13 protein-coding genes and 1 tRNA gene are annotated in these 15389 nt (G+C 73.6%); 2 read left to right on the plus strand and 12 right to left on the minus strand.

Going from position 1 to position 15389, the window contains the following annotated elements; genetic code table 11:
• Positions 1 to 21 precede the first annotated feature (21 nt).
• A complete protein-coding gene (locus tag IEY99_RS28475) occupies positions 22 to 1395 on the plus strand; it encodes a PI-PLC domain-containing protein (RefSeq protein ID WP_189207159.1) in 1374 nt (457 codons plus the stop codon).
• Here the strand turns inward: IEY99_RS28475 and IEY99_RS28480 are convergent.
• The 5 genes from IEY99_RS28480 to IEY99_RS28500 all read right to left on the minus strand — a co-directional run bounded on the left by IEY99_RS28480 (position 1388) and on the right by IEY99_RS28500 (position 5705).
• Positions 1388 to 3607, minus strand: coding sequence for a bifunctional polysaccharide deacetylase/glycosyltransferase family 2 protein (locus IEY99_RS28480; RefSeq protein WP_189207160.1), 2220 nt, complete (start codon positions 3605 to 3607; stop codon positions 1388 to 1390). The genes IEY99_RS28475 and IEY99_RS28480 overlap by 8 nt on opposite strands.
• A 1-nt stretch (position 3608) precedes the next feature.
• Positions 3609 to 4001 carry a hypothetical protein gene (locus tag IEY99_RS28485; protein WP_189207161.1) on the minus strand — a complete coding sequence of 131 codons (393 nt, stop codon included), beginning with the start codon at positions 3999 to 4001 and terminating at the stop codon, positions 3609 to 3611.
• Positions 3998 to 4822, minus strand: a complete 825-nt coding sequence (locus IEY99_RS28490) for a hypothetical protein (protein WP_189207162.1) — start codon at positions 4820 to 4822, stop codon at positions 3998 to 4000. The genes IEY99_RS28485 and IEY99_RS28490 overlap by 4 nt, the downstream gene beginning before the upstream one ends.
• A 34-nt stretch (positions 4823 to 4856) precedes the next feature.
• Positions 4857 to 5441, minus strand: coding sequence for an RNA polymerase sigma factor (locus tag IEY99_RS28495; RefSeq protein WP_189207163.1), 585 nt, complete (start codon positions 5439 to 5441; stop codon positions 4857 to 4859).
• Positions 5442 to 5632: 191 nt separating this feature from the next.
• Positions 5633 to 5705: transfer RNA gene (locus tag IEY99_RS28500), tRNA-Asn, on the minus strand.
• Between the two features lie 207 nt (positions 5706 to 5912).
• Between IEY99_RS28500 and IEY99_RS28505 the strand changes: the two genes are divergently transcribed.
• Entirely contained in the window at positions 5913 to 6221 is a 309-nt protein-coding gene (locus IEY99_RS28505; RefSeq protein ID WP_189207164.1) for a hypothetical protein, read from the plus strand.
• 57 nt (positions 6222 to 6278) lie between these two features.
• Here the strand turns inward: IEY99_RS28505 and IEY99_RS28510 are convergent, their stop codons facing one another.
• The 7 genes from IEY99_RS28510 to IEY99_RS28540 all read right to left on the minus strand — a co-directional run bounded on the left by IEY99_RS28510 (position 6279) and on the right by IEY99_RS28540 (position 15364).
• On the minus strand, positions 6279 to 7286 hold the full coding sequence (locus tag IEY99_RS28510; protein ID WP_189207165.1) for a sugar phosphate isomerase/epimerase family protein: 1008 nt from the start codon (positions 7284 to 7286) through the stop codon (positions 6279 to 6281).
• A 155-nt stretch (positions 7287 to 7441) separates the two neighbouring features.
• Positions 7442 to 8569 carry an IolE/MocC family protein gene (locus tag IEY99_RS28515; RefSeq protein WP_189207166.1) on the minus strand — a complete coding sequence of 376 codons (1128 nt, stop codon included), beginning with the start codon at positions 8567 to 8569 and terminating at the stop codon, positions 7442 to 7444.
• Between the two features lie 642 nt (positions 8570 to 9211).
• Positions 9212 to 10399: a Gfo/Idh/MocA family protein gene (locus tag IEY99_RS28520; RefSeq protein ID WP_189207167.1), complete on the minus strand. Its 1188-nt coding sequence runs from the start codon at positions 10397 to 10399 to the stop codon at positions 9212 to 9214.
• Between the two features lie 12 nt (positions 10400 to 10411).
• On the minus strand, positions 10412 to 11446 hold the full coding sequence (locus IEY99_RS28525) for a substrate-binding domain-containing protein (protein WP_189207168.1): 1035 nt from the start codon (positions 11444 to 11446) through the stop codon (positions 10412 to 10414).
• A gap of 134 nt (positions 11447 to 11580) precedes the next feature.
• Entirely contained in the window at positions 11581 to 12663 is a 1083-nt protein-coding gene (locus IEY99_RS28530) for an ABC transporter permease (protein WP_189207169.1), read from the minus strand.
• Positions 12660 to 14189: a sugar ABC transporter ATP-binding protein gene (locus IEY99_RS28535; RefSeq protein ID WP_189207170.1), complete on the minus strand. Its 1530-nt coding sequence runs from the start codon at positions 14187 to 14189 to the stop codon at positions 12660 to 12662. Before IEY99_RS28535 ends, IEY99_RS28530 begins: the two co-directional genes overlap by 4 nt.
• On the minus strand, positions 14186 to 15364 hold the full coding sequence (locus IEY99_RS28540) for an ROK family transcriptional regulator (RefSeq protein ID WP_189207171.1): 1179 nt from the start codon (positions 15362 to 15364) through the stop codon (positions 14186 to 14188). The genes IEY99_RS28535 and IEY99_RS28540 overlap by 4 nt, the downstream gene beginning before the upstream one ends.
• Positions 15365 to 15389 lie beyond the last annotated feature (25 nt).

A 15389-nucleotide genomic window follows, 5' to 3' on the forward strand; every position in this document is an offset into this window, starting at 1 on the left:
CGGAGCCGAAGGGGGCACCGCATGCGCCCGTTGTCCGCCGTCGTCCGCGCCGTACCGATGCTCGTGGCCGTCCTGCTCGTCACGCTGACCCCGACCGGCGGCGCCGCCACCGCGGCGGGCGTGGTGCCGGGCTCCTACTACCTGCAGAGCGTCGTCACCGGTTTCCACACCGCCGCCGCCGGCGACGCCGTGCTGCAGCATCGGCCCAAGGGCGACGAGGACCACCAGCAGTGGGCGGTGCGCGCCGACGGCGCGGAATACCGGGTGGAGAACCTCGACCTGCCCGGCCGCTGCCTGGCCCGCTCCAGCGGCGCGCCCGTCCTGGCCTCCTGCGCGGCGGCGGGGACGCGGTGGGAGATCACGGCGGCCGGCGACGACCGGTACGCGGTCAAGGAGCCGGGCGCCGACCGTTATCTGACCGTGGTGCCCGCCGGCGACGTCTGGGCCGAGGCGCTCGCCCTCGGCCCCGACGGCGAGCGGGCCCGGTGGTATCTGACGCCGTTGCTGCCGCCGCGCGTCCCGGTGCCGGCCGACGGCGACCGCACTCTCGACCAGGTGACGTTCCTGACCGCGCACAACGCGTTCGCCAACGGCGTCGACGGCGGCTTCGCCCCGCCGATCGTCAACCTCTTCCCCAACCAGGCACGCGGCATCAGCCAGCAGCTGGCCGACGGCGTACGCGGGTTCATGTTGGACATCCACCAGACGCCCGACGGGGCGATCCTCTGCCACCACAGCTGCACCCTGGTCGCGCGTCCGGTGGCGCTCTGGGTCGACCTCCAGCGCATCGTCACCTACCTCCAGGCGCACCCGTCGGAGATCGCCACAATCTTCCTCGAGGACTACGTGGCGCCGGCGGTGCTGCGTGCCGAGCTGGCGCGGGTGCCCGGCCTGGCCGGCATGCTGATCCGGCCGGACGTCGAGGGCGTGCGCGAGCACGGCTGGCCGCGCCTGGCCGACCTGCGCGGCCGCGACAAGCGGTTGCTGATCTTCACCGATCACAGCCGCGCCGAGGACGAGGCGGCCGGACTGACCCGCGACACCTTCGGCGTGCAGTACCAGCGGGAGTGGACGGTGGAGAACTACTGGTCGATGGGGTCCGGCACGGGCACCTCGGACTGGTCCTGCTACAGCCGCTGGTACGGCGGCCCGGCCACGATCCCGCTGACGCACACCGAGCCGAATTTCCGCCCGCTGTTCGTCATGAACCACTTCCGGGACGTGCCGATACCGGCCACCAGCTCGGGCGACAACGCCAAGGTGCTCAACCGGGCCGAGCGGTTCTGCACCCCGGCGGCCCGCAAGAAGCCCAACTACCTCGCGGTCGACCGGTACGACCTCGGCGGCCCGGCCACCGCGGTCGACCGGCTGAACACCTACGACGTCTTTAGTTGATCGGCCAGCGCACGCGGGGACGCTGGGTGGAGACGGCCGGCCTCGCCCGGTTCACCAGGTCGGCCGGATGCCGGGCGAGCTGCTGAGGCGCCGGCCATTCGGGGCGCGAACCGGCGTGCGCCGTGGCGGCGCCGGTGCGCACCATCCGGTGCCACCGCAGCCTGCCGCCGAGCAGCGCCATCACGGTCGACTGGATGACCACGAGGTACATCAGCTGCCGGTAGACGATCTGCTGCAACGGCAGGCTCCACAGCGGGGTCCAGCGCTCGCCGTCGAGATGCAGCGCGTACGCGGCCGTGGCCGCCTGGACCGCGGTGAAGCCCGCCCAGGTGGCGACGACCGTGGCCGGTTCGAGGAAGAACGCGCCGTACACGGCGTACACGTCCACCATCGGCGCGGTGAGCGGCAGCAGCACCTGGAAGAGCAGGAGGTAGCCCAGTCCTCGCCGGCCGAGGCGGCCGGCGGGGCCCCGCTCGCGCAACGCACGGCGGTGCTTCCACATCGCCTGCATCGTGCCGTAGCACCAGCGGTACCGCTGCCGCCACAGCTGGCGCAGCGAGGCGGGAGCCTCGGTCCAGGCGACCGCGGTGGGCTCGTAGACCACACGCCAGCCCGCCCGCAGCACCGCCATGGTGAAGTCGGTGTCCTCGGCCAGGGTGTCCGCCGGCACGCCGCCGGCGTCGCCGATCGCCCGGCGCCGGAAGGCGCCGATCGCGCCGGGCACGGTCGGCATGCACTCGGCGACGTCGAACATGCGCCGGTCGAGGTTGAAGCCGATCACGTACTCGAGGTGCTGCCAGCGGCCGAGCAGGCCGCCGCGGTTCGCGACCTTGGTGTTGCCCGACACGGCGCCCACCCGGGGGTCGCGCAGGGGCTGCACCAGGCGGCCGACCGCGTCCGGCTCGAAGACGGTGTCGCCGTCGACCAGGACGAGGATGTCGTGCTGGGCGTACGCGATGCCGTGGTTGAGGGCCGTGGGTTTGCCGGCGTTGCGCTGGCGCAGGACGTGGACGCCGGGCAGGCCGAGGCGCGCGACGATGTCGGCGGTGCCGTCGGTGGAGCCGTCGTCGACCACGATGACCTCGACGCCGGGGTAGTCGCTGCGGACCAGCGAGCGTACGGTCGCCGCGATGTTGGCGGCCTCGTTGAAGGCGGGCACGATCACCGAGACCGGCCCCACGTACGCCGGCGGGCCGCTCTCCCGGCGCAGCCGGCGCAGGTGCAGGCGGGCGCTGACGAGCTGGGCCAGCAGCCGCAGCGCGGCGAGGACCACGGCGACGAGCATGAGCAGGGTGAGGGCGTCGGCGAGCCAGGCACCGGCGGACTGGGCGGCGCGGAAGGCGTGGCCGCGCCACTTCTGGCCGGTGCTCGCCGCCGGCATCGCGGAGAGGCCGAGGCCCTCCGAGACGGTGACGAAGCGGTAGCCCCTCGCCTGCAGGGCGGGGACGAGCCGGTCGAGGGCCGCGACGGTCTGGGCACGGTCGCCGCCGGAGTCGTGCATCATCACGACCGCGCCGGCCGAGCCCCGGGGCCGGGCCGCGGCGGCGATGGCATCCGCGCCCGGGCGGCGCCAGTCGGCGGTGTCCAGATCGGTCAGTACGAGCAGGTAGCCGGCCTCCGCGGCGCGCCGGTGGGCGCGGTGGTCGGCCGCGGTCACGGCCGCCGGCTTCGACGAGTACGGCGGGCGCAGCAGCACCGGCCGGCGCCCGGTGGCGGCGGCGACCGCGTTGGTGGTCAGGGTGAGCTCGGCGTCGAGCCGCCAGTGCGGCAGCGCGGCGACGTCGGCGTGGGAGAACGTGTGCACGCCGATCTCGTGGCCCTCGGCGAGCACCCGGCGCGCGATCTCGGGGTGCTCGTTGACCTGCGACCCGACCTGGAAGAACGTGGCGTGCGCCCGGTGCCGGGCCAGCACGTCCAGGATGGCCGGGGTCCAGCGGGGGTCCGGGCCGTCGTCGAAGGTCAGCGCGATGGTCTTGGCCGGCATGCCGCGGGTGCTGACGGCGGTGCCGGGGCCCAGGCGCTGGACCGCCGCGCCACCGGTGACCGCCGCCGGCGCCGGGCCGGATGCGGGCGCGGGCGCGGGGCCGTCGCCCTCGCCGCCCACGTGGTTCACGTAGCCGTTGAGGCTCAGCTCCGCCAGCAGCACGCCCATCGCCAGGACGAGCAGGACCCAGTGGGCCCGTGGCTCCCGCCGCAGCACACGCTTGCCCATGTCAGCGCCTCTTCCCCGGTGGTGCGGCCGGAGTGTGGGTCGGGATCCGGCGGCGGCTGCTCGGCGTCGGTGCCGCGGCGGACGTGCTCGCGGACGCGCCGGGCGTGGGCCGGGTGGTCGTGGCGGTGCGGCTCGGCTCGTTGGCGGGTGCCACCGGGACGGCGGTGCGGATGCGCGGGCGCACCGGCGTCGGGGACGGTGCCGGGTCGTGGCCGCGCAGCCGCTCCGTGCGCGACTCCGCCCAGCCCGGCAGCGACGCCGGGCCGGTGCCGGTGAAGCCGGCGACCAGCGCGAGCACGGCGACTACGAGGACGAGGGCACCCGCCGAGCCGGCCAGCGCGACCACGCGGCGGCGGCGCCCGGTGCGGTCGACGAAGACCGGCTCGACGGTCACTTCGGTCCTCGGGTCTTGTCGCTGCCGTTGTCGTCGCCGTTGCCGTCACCGGATGTGGGGGTCGGCTTGCCGGGGTGGGCGGGCTTGCCGGTGTGATCCGGCTTGCGGGTCTGATCGGGCTTGCCGGGGTGGGCGGGCTTGGCCTCGCCCGGCGCCGGGGTGGTGCCCGGCGCGCCGGGCTGGGTCGCGCAGAAGTCCGCGACGCGGTCCTCGCCACCGGCCGCGGCGATCAGGTCCCGGCGGGAGTCGGCGCTCATCGCCTTGCCGTGCGGTGTGCGCTGCGCGGCCCAGGCCCGGCAGAGCCCGGGTACGGCCGGATCCGCCGACGCCGGCCCGCCGGTGGGCGACGGGCCGGGCGCCGATCGGGCGGATGTCTGGGGGGACGGTGTGGCGGACGTCGGGGACGGGGGTCGTGCGGACGTGGTCTCGGGCGCCGGCGCGGGGACGCCGACGGCCGAGAACAGGCGATGGGCCTGTTGCTGTGCCCCGGCGGGAAGATGCCCCGTCTCCGCCGCCAGGGCGACACCACCGCCCGCCAGGACAGCCACTCCGGCCGCCACCTTCACAGCGGCCGTCCTGGCGGGCAGTGGTATGCGTACACGGCGTCTTCCTCTCGGCAGGCTGGTCGTTTCAGCGTCCCGATACGCCGCCACGAACGCGGCCACCGCCGCCCGCTCGCCGGCCAGCTCCCGGGGGGAGGCGGGCGCCTTGGCGGCGTCGAGCAGTGCGGCCAGCCCACGGTGGTCGGCCCCGGCGGGGTCGCCGGTCATCAGCCGGTCGGCCTCCGCCGGGCCGAGCCGGGAAGTTCGCCGTGTACGCATCGCAAACAGAAGAGCGCGCCAGCCTCCCATCGCGTTACACCCCCCTCGTACGGATGACGTCCTCGTCCTCGCCGCGCGCCTGCACCCGCGGGTCGGCGGCGAGTTTGCGCAGGCCACGCAGGGTGGCCACGCGGACCGCACCGGCCCGTTTGCCGAGCACCCGGGCGGTGGTCGCCACGTCGAGCCCGGCCACCACGCGCAGCATCACGGCCTCGGCCTGGTCCGGCGGCAGCCCGGCGATGATCGCGATCGCCCACTCGGTGCCGGAGCGCTCCAGGGCCTGCGCGGCGGCGTCGCCGGTCCGGCCGGCGTCCTCGGCGGTGAGCTCGGCCGGATCCTCCTGCCGCCGCCCGGCGCGCCGCCGCTCGTCGATGCCGCGGTGCCGCGCGATCCGGAACAGCCAGCCCCGGAAGGCGGCCCCGTCGCCGGTGAAGCGGTGCAGATCCCGGGCGGCCTGCAGCCAGGTCTCGGAGGCCACGTCCTCGGCGGCGTCGCCGACCACGACCCGCAGGTACCGCAGGACGGCGGGCTGCAGCGAGCGCCACAGGGCGGTGAATCCCGCCTCGTCGCCGGCGCACGCCGCCCGCACCGCCGCGGTCAGTTCGTCGTCATCCCACACGCTTGCTCGTCGACCCCTCACCCCGGCGCCGCTGTTCCGGCCCGGACAAGGCCAGCACGGTACACACCGCCGCCGGCGCGGGGTGGACGATGGGTACCGCGGTCAGACGCCGGGACGCGGGCACACAGGGGGACGCCACGGCACAGGGGAGTCAAGTGGCCACGAACGGGCCGAGACGAGGTGGAAGAGAGCTCCCCCGATTGGACTCGAACCAATAACCTGCCGGTTAACAGCCGGCTGCTCTGCCAATTGAGCTACAGGGGACTGCTGGGGCCCGACCTCCCGCGGCGCGGGTTGTCGTGGCGACCGGGGAAACAATACATCACCCGGCGCCCCGACCGCCTGCGGGGTACCCCGACACTCCCGGAGCGGACTCAACCGGCGGAAACGAGGACGGGGGGAATGAGCGGGCGGCAGGATGGGTATGCACCGGACCAGACGCACGCGCGTCACCGAACGGAAGGAGCCGCCATGCGCGGAAAGCTCATGTTCATCACGGGTCTCGCGGCGGGCTTCGTCCTGGGCAGCCGTGCCGGCCGGGAGAAGTACGAGGAGATCGCGGCCAACGCCAAGAAGGTGTGGGAACACCCGACGGTGCAAGAGGCCGCCGGCGTTGCCCAGGCGCAGGCCAACAAGCTCTACACCGAGGGCAAGGACAAGCTGAACCAGTCCAAGCTCGGTGAGAAGCTGCACTCCGCCAGCAGCAGCACGTCGTCGTCCAGCTCGGGCGACCTGTCGACCTCCACCGTGAGTTCGAACAGCACGGGCACCACGTACTGACCTGTCGCCGCATCCGGTGGCCCGGCCCGTCTCCGCACGGGCCGGGCCGCCGGCGTGTCACGAGGACGACGAGAAGGCCGCGTCGAAGGCCGCCGAGGGTGCGTCGAACGCCAGGCGGCGCACGTACCGCAGCGCCTCCGGGGCGCCCACCAGGCGGTCCATGCCGGCGTCCTCCCACTCGACCGAGAGCGGGCCGTCGTAGCCGATCGCGTTGAGGGCCCGGAAGCAGTCCTCCCACGGCACGTCACCGTGGCCGGTGGAGACGAAGTCCCAGCCCCGGCGCAGGTCCGCCCACGGCAGGTGGGACGACATCCGGCCGCGGCGGCCGTCGCCCGTACGGACCTTCGCGTCCTTGCAGTCGACGTGGTAGATCCGGTCCCGGAACTCCAGGATGAAGTTCACCGGGTCCAGGTCCTGCCACACGAAGTGGGACGGGTCCCAGTTGAGGCCGAACGCCGGGCGGTGGCCGATCGCCTCGAGCGCGCGCCGGGTCGTCCAGTAGTCGTAGGCGATCTCGCTGGGGTGGACCTCGTGCGCGAAGCGGACGCCCATCTCGTCGAAGACGTCGAGGATCGGGTTCCACCGTGCGGCGAAGTCCGCGTACCCTCGCTCGATCATGGCCGGAGGCACCGGCGGGAACATGGCCACCGTGTGCCAGATCGACGAACCGGTGAAGCCGACCACGGTCGCGACGCCGAGCCGGGCCGCCGCGCGCGCGGTGTCCTTCATCCGCTCCGCCGCCCGGGTGCGGACCCCCTCCGGATCGCCGTCGCCCCAGACGGACGCCGGCAGGATGTCCCGGTGCCGCTCGTCGATCGGATGGTCGCAGACCGCCTGGCCGACCAGGTGGTTGGAGATGGCGAACACCCGCAGGTTGTGCTTGGCGAGCTGCTCGCGCTTGCGGTCGACGTAGTCGTCCTCGGCGAGCGCCCGGTCCACCTCGAAGTGGTCACCCCAGCAGGCGATCTCGAGGCCGTCGTACCCCCACTCCGAGGCGAGCCGGCAGACCTCGTCGAACGGCAGGTCGGCCCACTGGCCGGTGAAGAGCGTGATCGGTCGCGCCATCTCATCTCCCTGTTCGCGTGCGTGACGAAGAGGGTTCCGGGCCGGGGCGAGGGTGACCGGCGGCGGCAACCGTCCGGCGGCGGGCGTTCGCGGCCGCGCCGGGACTGCGCCGCCCGGCGGACCCGCCCGCGCCGGGCGGGGTACCGGCTCAAACTCTAGGGAAACGCGACCCGGTCAACAAGGGAGGCGGGCGCCGACGGGAGCCGCGGTGCCCCCGGTGGCGAGAGCCCCAGGTCGGCGAGGTCGTCCGCGCCCGGCCGCGCGATGTCCACGTATTCGGTGGCCGGCACCGCGCCGGCCAGCAGGTGCCGCAGCGCCGCGCGCCGCACCGCGGTGGTCGCCGTGAGCGGTGGGGGCGGCTCGGATCGCCACGGTACGCGCCGGAGCACCCGCCACGGCCCCGGCGGGAACTCCCGCAGCGCCTGGGCCAGGTCGGCGACGTAGCCCCCGTCCGGGGTGGTGACCGCGTGCGGCCGCCCGTCACCCGCATAGCGGCGCAGCGTCTCGGCGGCGGCGACCGGATCGGCCACCTGCACCGCGTCCGCCGCCTCGACGCGGATCACGGGCACGCCGGCGCCGGCCAGCCGGTCGAGGTAGGCCACCGGGTCCTCCCAGGTGCACGCGAGGTGCGCCAGGTCCAGGGACACGCCGAGGCGCTCCTTGTCCACCCGGGCGAACGCGGCCGCCACGGACGCGGAGCCGTCGAGCACCGCGCCGGGCTCGGGCCGGAAGCCGACCCGCACGGCGCGGCCGGTCTGCCAGGCCACCTCCGCGAGGCCGCCGGAGAGCCGTCCCAGGATGCGCGCGCAGGCCTTCTCCTTGCCCTCGTCCCAGCCCTCGCGCCGGCCCAGGCCGACGGTGGCGACGGCGCCGCGGACCGCGTCGTCGGGCAGCAGATCCACCAGGATGCGCGCCAGGTCGAGGGTGTATTCGAGGCGCGCCGGACTGCTCCAGTCGGGCTCGTCGGCGGCGGCGCCCGGAGCGGCCTCGCCGTCGGGTTCGCCGTCCGCCGAGCAGGCGACGCCGTTCAACGTGACGACCTCGAGCCGGCGGGCGTCGAGCTCGGCCCGGAGCCGGGTCCGGGAGCGAGCGTCGATGGCGAGGGCAGCCGCGAGGGCGGGCGGGAACCAGAGGCTCACCCCGACGGTGCCCGCTTCCCGCCCGGCACGGACGGCGGCATACGTGTCGAGCTGCTCGACGACGTCGGACAGAGTCGTGGCGGGCCGCGGCTCGATGCCGTGGCTCAGGTGGACGACCCGTCCCGAGTGGTGGCGCAGACGCATCAGAATCCCTCCTGGAGCGGGGCGTCACCAGTGCCTCCGTACGCGCGTCGTCCGGCGTGGACGTCCCGGCCGCGGGTGGTCGCGGCCGTCGTGACGGACCGGCGAGATGCCATGACGCCTCCATCCGTACGGTTGCCTGCCCTCAGACACGAGCCTCGACGGCCTGCCGGATCAGCGGCGTACTCGCCGTGCGACACCCCGGCCGACCGGAACATGATCCACAAAGGTCGGTCCCATCGCCAGCCGCCGATGCGTTCTCCCTTGGTGAGCTGCCCGGACGGAAATCCGACAGCAACGGAACAGCCAGGAGGAGAGCACGCAATCCGTGCACCAAATGCACACTCGGACAGCCATTGGCATGTCACGCACGGATTACCGGCCAGGTGGGACGCGGCAAGGAAGGAGGTGCGGCAGAGCCCGGCGGCGGACACGCGACCCGGCCGGATGCGGGCGCTACGGCGCCGGGGACGGCAGGGCGCGGCCGTGCGCCACGGGAACGTTCTGTGCCCGTACTCGTGTCGGGAAAGGCTGCCCGGCAGCGACCCGGAACCCTGGGGTCGATGCCGGACACCCGTTCCGCCGCCGGCCGGTACGGCCCGGGGCGCAACCGGACCGCCCTCGCGGCACCGCGACGGACATCTCTCAGACGGAAGCCAGTTCCGCCTCCACGGGGACCCAGGCCGAGGTGGCCGCCGACCGCTCCACCGCGTCCAGCACCAGTTGCACCTGCAGGGCGTCCGCGAAGGACGGCGCCGGGTCATCCCCCACCGCGATGGCCGCGATCAGGTCCCGCACCTCGTGGGTGAAGGAGTGCTCGTAGCCGATCGGGTGCCCGGCCGGCCACCAGGCCGCCATGTACGGGTGGTCCGGCTCCGTCACCAGGATGCGGGTGAAACCCTGCTCGCTGGACGGCGCCGTGGCGTCGTAGAACTCGAGCTCGTTCATCCGCTCGAAGTCGAACGCCACCGAGCCGAGGGAGCCGTTGAGCTCGACGCGCAGGCCGTTCTTGCGGCCGGTGGCGAAGCGGGTCGCCTCGTAGGTGGCGATCGCCCCGCCGTCGAGGCGGGCCAGGAAGAGCGCCGCGTCGTCCACGGTGACCTCGCCCGATCCGGCGCGGCCGTTGCCGGTGGCCGAGAGCCCGGCCGCGTCGGCGGGCAGCGGCCGTTCCCGGACGAAGGTCTCGGTCAGGGCGCTGACGCCGGTGATCCGGGCGCCGGTCACGTACTGGGTGAGGTCGACGATGTGCGCGCCGATGTCGCCCAGCGCCCCGGACCCGGCCACATCCCGGCGCAGGCGCCAGACCAGCGGGAACTCCGGGTCGACGATCCAGTCCTGGAGGTACACCGCGCGGATGTGGCGCACGGCGCCGATCCGGCCCGCGGCCACCAGGCGGCGCATCAGGGCGACGGCGGGCACGCGACGGTAGTTGAAGCCGCACATCGTGCGTACGCCGCGGGTCTGGGCGGCCGCCGCGGCCGCGGCCATCTCGCGGGCCTCGGCGACCGAGTTGGCCAGGGGTTTCTCGCAGAGCACGTGCTTGCCGGCGGCGAGCGCCGCCAGGGCGATCTCCGCGTGGGTGTCGCCCGGCGTGCAGATGTCCACGAGGTCGACGTCGTCGCGGGCGACGACCTCGCGCCAGTCGGTGGCGTGCGATTCCCAGCCGAGCGTGGCGGCGGCGGCCGCGACGCGCTTCTCGTCGCGACCGCAGACCACCGACATCCGCGCCGACAGCGGTAGGTCGAACGCGTGGTTGACGGTGCGCCACGCCTGTGAGTGCGCGGCGCCCATGAACGCGTGACCGACCATGCCGACCCGCAGCTGCCCCATCATGCTCTCCGTTCGTCAGAAACCGAGCTTGCTGTACTGCGCCGCGTTCTCTTTGGTGATCGTCTCGGAGGCGAGCGTGATCTCCTTGGGCACCTGGAGCTCCACCAGGTCGGACATGCCCTTGCCCTGCCCGATCAGGCGGGCCAGCGAGATCGCGGAGGACGCCATCGAAGGGCTGTAGGTGACCGTCGCCTTGAGCGGGGTGTTGTCGGCGGCGATGGCGCTGATGGCGGCCTTGGAGCCGGCGCCACCGACCATGAGGAACTCCTTGCGGTTCGCCTGGTTGATCGCGGCGAGCACGCCGATGCCCTGGTCGTCGTCGTGGTTCCAGAGCGCGTCGATCTTCGGCAGGGCCTGCAGGATCTCGGTGGCCGCGCGCTGCCCGGTGTCGGCGGTGAACTCGGCCGGGCGCCGGTTGGCGACCTTGAAGCCGTAGCCGGCCAGGGCCTCGTTGAAGCCGGCGGTGCGCTCCTGGGTGAGCTCGAGCGAGTCGATGCCCGGGATCTCGCCGATGATGGGGTTCGCGACGCCCTTGGCCTTCATCTGCTCGCCGATGTAGGTGCCGGCGGCCAGGCCCATGCCGAAGTTGTCGCCCTTGATCTGCAACCGGTACGCGCCCCGGTCCGGGAACGCACGGTCCAGGTTGACCACCGGGATGCCGGCCCGCATGGCCTGGAGCCCGACCGAGTTCAGCTCCTTGCCGTCGTGCGGCAGCAGCACGATGACGTTCGGCTTCTGGGCGATCAACGTGGACAGTGCCGCGCGCTGGGCGGCCGCGTCGGTGCCCGCCTCGACACTGCGGAACTCCACGTCGGGGTACGCGGCGGCCTGCGCCTTGGCGTTGCTGGTGATCGCGGCGACCCAGCCATGGTCGGCGCCCGGGGCGGAGAAGCCGATGACGACCTTCTGGCCGGGAGCCGCGTTGTCGTCCTTGTTGGTGTTGATCTGGGTGTTCTCGCTGGGCGTGTTGCTGGTGCAGGCGGTGAGCAGGGCGCCGGCGCCCACGGCGGCGCCGCCGAGGAGGATACGACGGCGGGACAGTTCGTTCATCGATTTCTCCCAGGGATGACCGGGCGGCCGTCGCCGGTCGCCGGTGGGGGGTGAGCCGGGTGCAGGTGCGCTAGCGGGGTTCCGACGGGCGTGCGGATTCGGGCGGGCGTGCGGATTCGGGCGGGCGTGCGGATTCAGGCGGGCTTGCGGCCGAGCAGCTGGGTGAGGGAGCGGTAGCGGAACTGCTGGACCAGGACGGCGGCGACGATGATGCCGCCCTTGACCATGTTCTGCACCTCGGTGGAGAGGTTGTTGATCGCGAAGAGGTTGGTGATGGTGGAGAAGACCAGCACCCCGAACAGGGCGCCGATGATCGTGCCGCGGCCGCCGCTGAGCAGCGTGCCGCCGATGATCGCCGCGGCGATCGCGTCCAGCTCGTAGAGGTTCGCCATCGCGGCCTGCGCGCTGGTCGCCTGCGACGTCAGCATGATCGCCGCGATGCCGCAGCACAGGCCGGAGAGGGCGTACAGCAGCACGGTGTGCAGCCGGACGTTGATGCCGGCCAGCCGGGCCGCCTCGACGTTGCCGCCGACGGCGACCGTGCGGCGCCCGAAGGTGGTGCGGTTGAGCAGGACCCAGCCCGCCGCCACCACCAGCGCGAGGACGATCACCAGCATCGGGATGCCGAGCAGCTTGCGGCTGGCGAGGTCGTTGATGGTGACGTTCGTCGAGACCTGCGTCTGCTTGCCGGAGATCTGGGCGGCCAGGCCGCGCGCGGCGACCATCATGGCGAGCGTCGCGATGAAGGGCACCAGTTTCCCGTACGAGACGAGCACGCCGTTGACGAGTCCCACCACGACGCCGACCACGATCGCGGTGAAGATCATGCCGGCGGCGCCGTAGCTCTGGGTGGCCAGCGTGGTGCACCAGACTCCGGCGAGCGCGACGATGGCGCCCACGGAGAGGTCGATGCCGCCGCCGATGATCACGAACGTCATGCCGACGGTGACGACGCCGATCGCGGAGGCCTGCTGGAGGATCGTCCAGACGTTCCCGGTCACCCAGTTCGCGTCGCCGTAGAGTTCGGGGCGGGTGACGATGCCGATGACCACCAGGACGACGAGGACGCCGACCAGGCCGAGGTTGCGGCGTACGGGTTCCGCGCCGTCGCTCCGCCACCAGCTGCCCCGCGGCGGCGGCGCGGCGTGGTCGGAGGTCTTCGGCTCGACCGGCGGAGATTGCGCCGGCACGCCGGGCCGGGTGCCTTGATCCGTCATGCCGGTTCACCCTCCATGAGGGACCCCGCCATCACGAGGTCCAGGACAGTCGCTTCGTCGATCCCGTCGGCGGGCGCCTCGTGGACGAGGTGACCCTCGCGCATGACCAGCACCCGGTCGGCGAGGCCGAGCACCTCGGGCACCTCGCTGGAGACCAGCAGCACCCCCACCCCGCCGGCCGCGAGGTCGTGGATCACCTGGTAGAGCTCCGCCCGGGCGCCGACGTCGACGCCGCGGGTCGGCTCGTCGAGCAGCAGCAGCCTGGTGCCGCCGAGCAGCCACCGTCCCACGACGACCTTCTGCTGGTTGCCGCCGGACAGGGTGCGTACCGCCCGCTCGGTGTCGCGGGGACGCAGCTCCAGCAGGTCGGCGGTCTGCGCGGCGGCGGCCCGTTCCCTGCCGGTCCGGGTGAAGCCGCCGCGGGCGTACCCGGCGAAGGACGAGAGTGTCATGTTGCGGTAGATCGGCTCGTCCAGCAGCAGCGCCTGGCTCTTGCGCTCCTCGGGCGCCATGCCCATGCCGTTGCGCACGGCGGCACCGATCGAGGCGATCCGCCTGCCTGAGAGGGTGACCGTGCCGCGGTCCGCGCGGCGGGCGCCGAAGATCGTCTCCAGCAGCTCGGAGCGGCCCGAGCCGACCAGCCCGGCGATGCCGACGATCTCGCCCGCCCGGACGGTGAGCGACGCGTCCGCGAACTCGCCTTCGCGGGTCAGCCCCTCCACCTCCAGCAGCGGCGCCAGGCCGGACTTCGGCTCGCGCCGGGGGAAGACGTACTCGATCGCGCGGCCGGTCATGCGGCTGACCAGCTCGTGGGTGGGGGTGTCGCGGGCCGGCAGGTCGGCGGCGGTGGTCCGGCCGTCCTTGAGGACGGTGACCCGGTCGCCGATGTCGCGGATCTCCTCCAGCCGGTGCGAGATGTAGACGACCGCGATGCCGTGCGAGGTCAGCTCCCGGATGATCCGGAACAGGTTCTCCACCTCGTCGTGGGCGAGCACGGCGCTGGGCTCGTCCATGACGATCAGCCGGGCGTCGTGCGACAGGGCGCGGGCCATGCTGACGATCTGCTTGCCCGCCGCGGGCAGCGAGCGGACCAGGCGGCGGGGCGGGATCTGCGGGTGGCCGAGACGGGACAGGATCTCCCGCGTCCGGGCGGCCGTGGACCGCCGCCGCAGGAATCCCCCGCGGCTCTGCTCGTGCCCCAGGAAGGCGTTCTCCGCCACCGACAGGTCGTCGACGAGGTCGAGCTCCTGGTAGATCGTGGCGATCCCGGCGCGCATCGCGGCCTGCGGCGTGGCCGGGGCGAACGGCTCGCCCAGCCAGGTGATGGATCCTTCGTCGGCGTGGTGCACGCCGGCCAGGATCTTGATCAGGGTGGACTTGCCGGCGCCGTTCTGACCCAGCAGGCAGTGCACCTCGCCGGCGCGGACCTCCAGCTCGACGCCGTCCAGGGCCCGGACGCCGGGGAAGGTCTTGACGACGCCCTCGAGGCGCAGCACGACCTCGCCGGCGCCTCCGGGGGCGCTCACGACGCCTGCTCGAAGGCGGTGTCGCTGGCCAGGACCGCGGCACCCGTGACGCCCGCGCGGGAGCCCAGCTCGCTGAGCACCACCGGGAGGTTCCCGGTCGCCAGCGGGAGCGAGCGCCGGTAGACCACGCTGCGGATCTCGGCGAGCAGGATGTGACCCAGCTGCGCGAGCCCGCCGCCGATGACGATCATCGACGGGTTCGCGAAGCTGACCAGCGTGGCGAGGGTCGCGCCGAGCCGGCGCCCGCCGTCGCGGATGAGCCGGATGCAGGTGACGTCCCCCTCGGCGGCGCCGTCGGCGACGTCGCGCGCGCCGAGCTCACCGTGGAGGGCGAGGCGCTCGGAAAGCGCCGGCGACTCCCCGCTGCGGGCGGCGGCCAGCGCGTCGCGGGCCAGCGCCGCACCGCTGAAGAGGGCCTCCAGACAGCCCGCGTTGCCGCAGGAGCACACGGGACCGTGGGCGTCGACCTGGATGTGGCCGATGTCGCCGGCGCAGCCGTCCACGCCCCGGTAGACGCCGCCGCCGAGGTGGATGCCGCAGCCGATGCCCGTACCGATCTTGACGAACAGGAAGTCGTCGACGGAGTGCGCGACGCCGCCGTGCCGCTCGCCGATGGCCATGATGTTGACGTCGTTGTCCACCACGGCCGGGCAGCCGTGCTCCCGGGTGAGCAGCTCCCGCACCGGGTAGCGGTCCCAGCCGGGCATGATCGGCGGCGACACGGGGACGCCGTCGCGGAAGCTCACCGGCCCCGGCACGCCGATGCCCACGCCGTCGAGCCGCTCGTAGGCGCCGTCGGTGCGCGCCTTGGCCAGCAGCTCGTTGACCCGGTGCAGGATCGCCTTGGGACCGCTGCGGATGTCGGCGCTCTCCCGGTACGCCGCCACCGGTTCGAGCCGCCCGTTGGTCACCTCGATGTCGATGGAGCTGGCGCCGAGGTCCACGGCGGCGAACCGCAGCCGGGGGTGCAGCTCGACCAGGGTGGAGCGCCGGCCACCGCGGGAGGCGGCCATTCCGGCCTCGGCGATGTAACCGGCCGCGACCAGGCGCTCGACCTCGGCGAGCAGGCGGGGCCGGGTCAGGTCCAGCCGGTCGCCGAGCTCGGCGCGGGAGACGGGTCCCTCCTCCCGCAGCAGGCGCAGCAGGCGCAGGTGGGGGGCATCGACGACGTGCACGGGCAACCTCCGGACCGTCCCCACC

Origin of the sequence: Couchioplanes azureus (genome assembly GCF_014648355.1) — a bacterium.
GTDB lineage: Bacteria > Actinomycetota > Actinomycetes > Mycobacteriales > Micromonosporaceae > Actinoplanes > Actinoplanes azureus.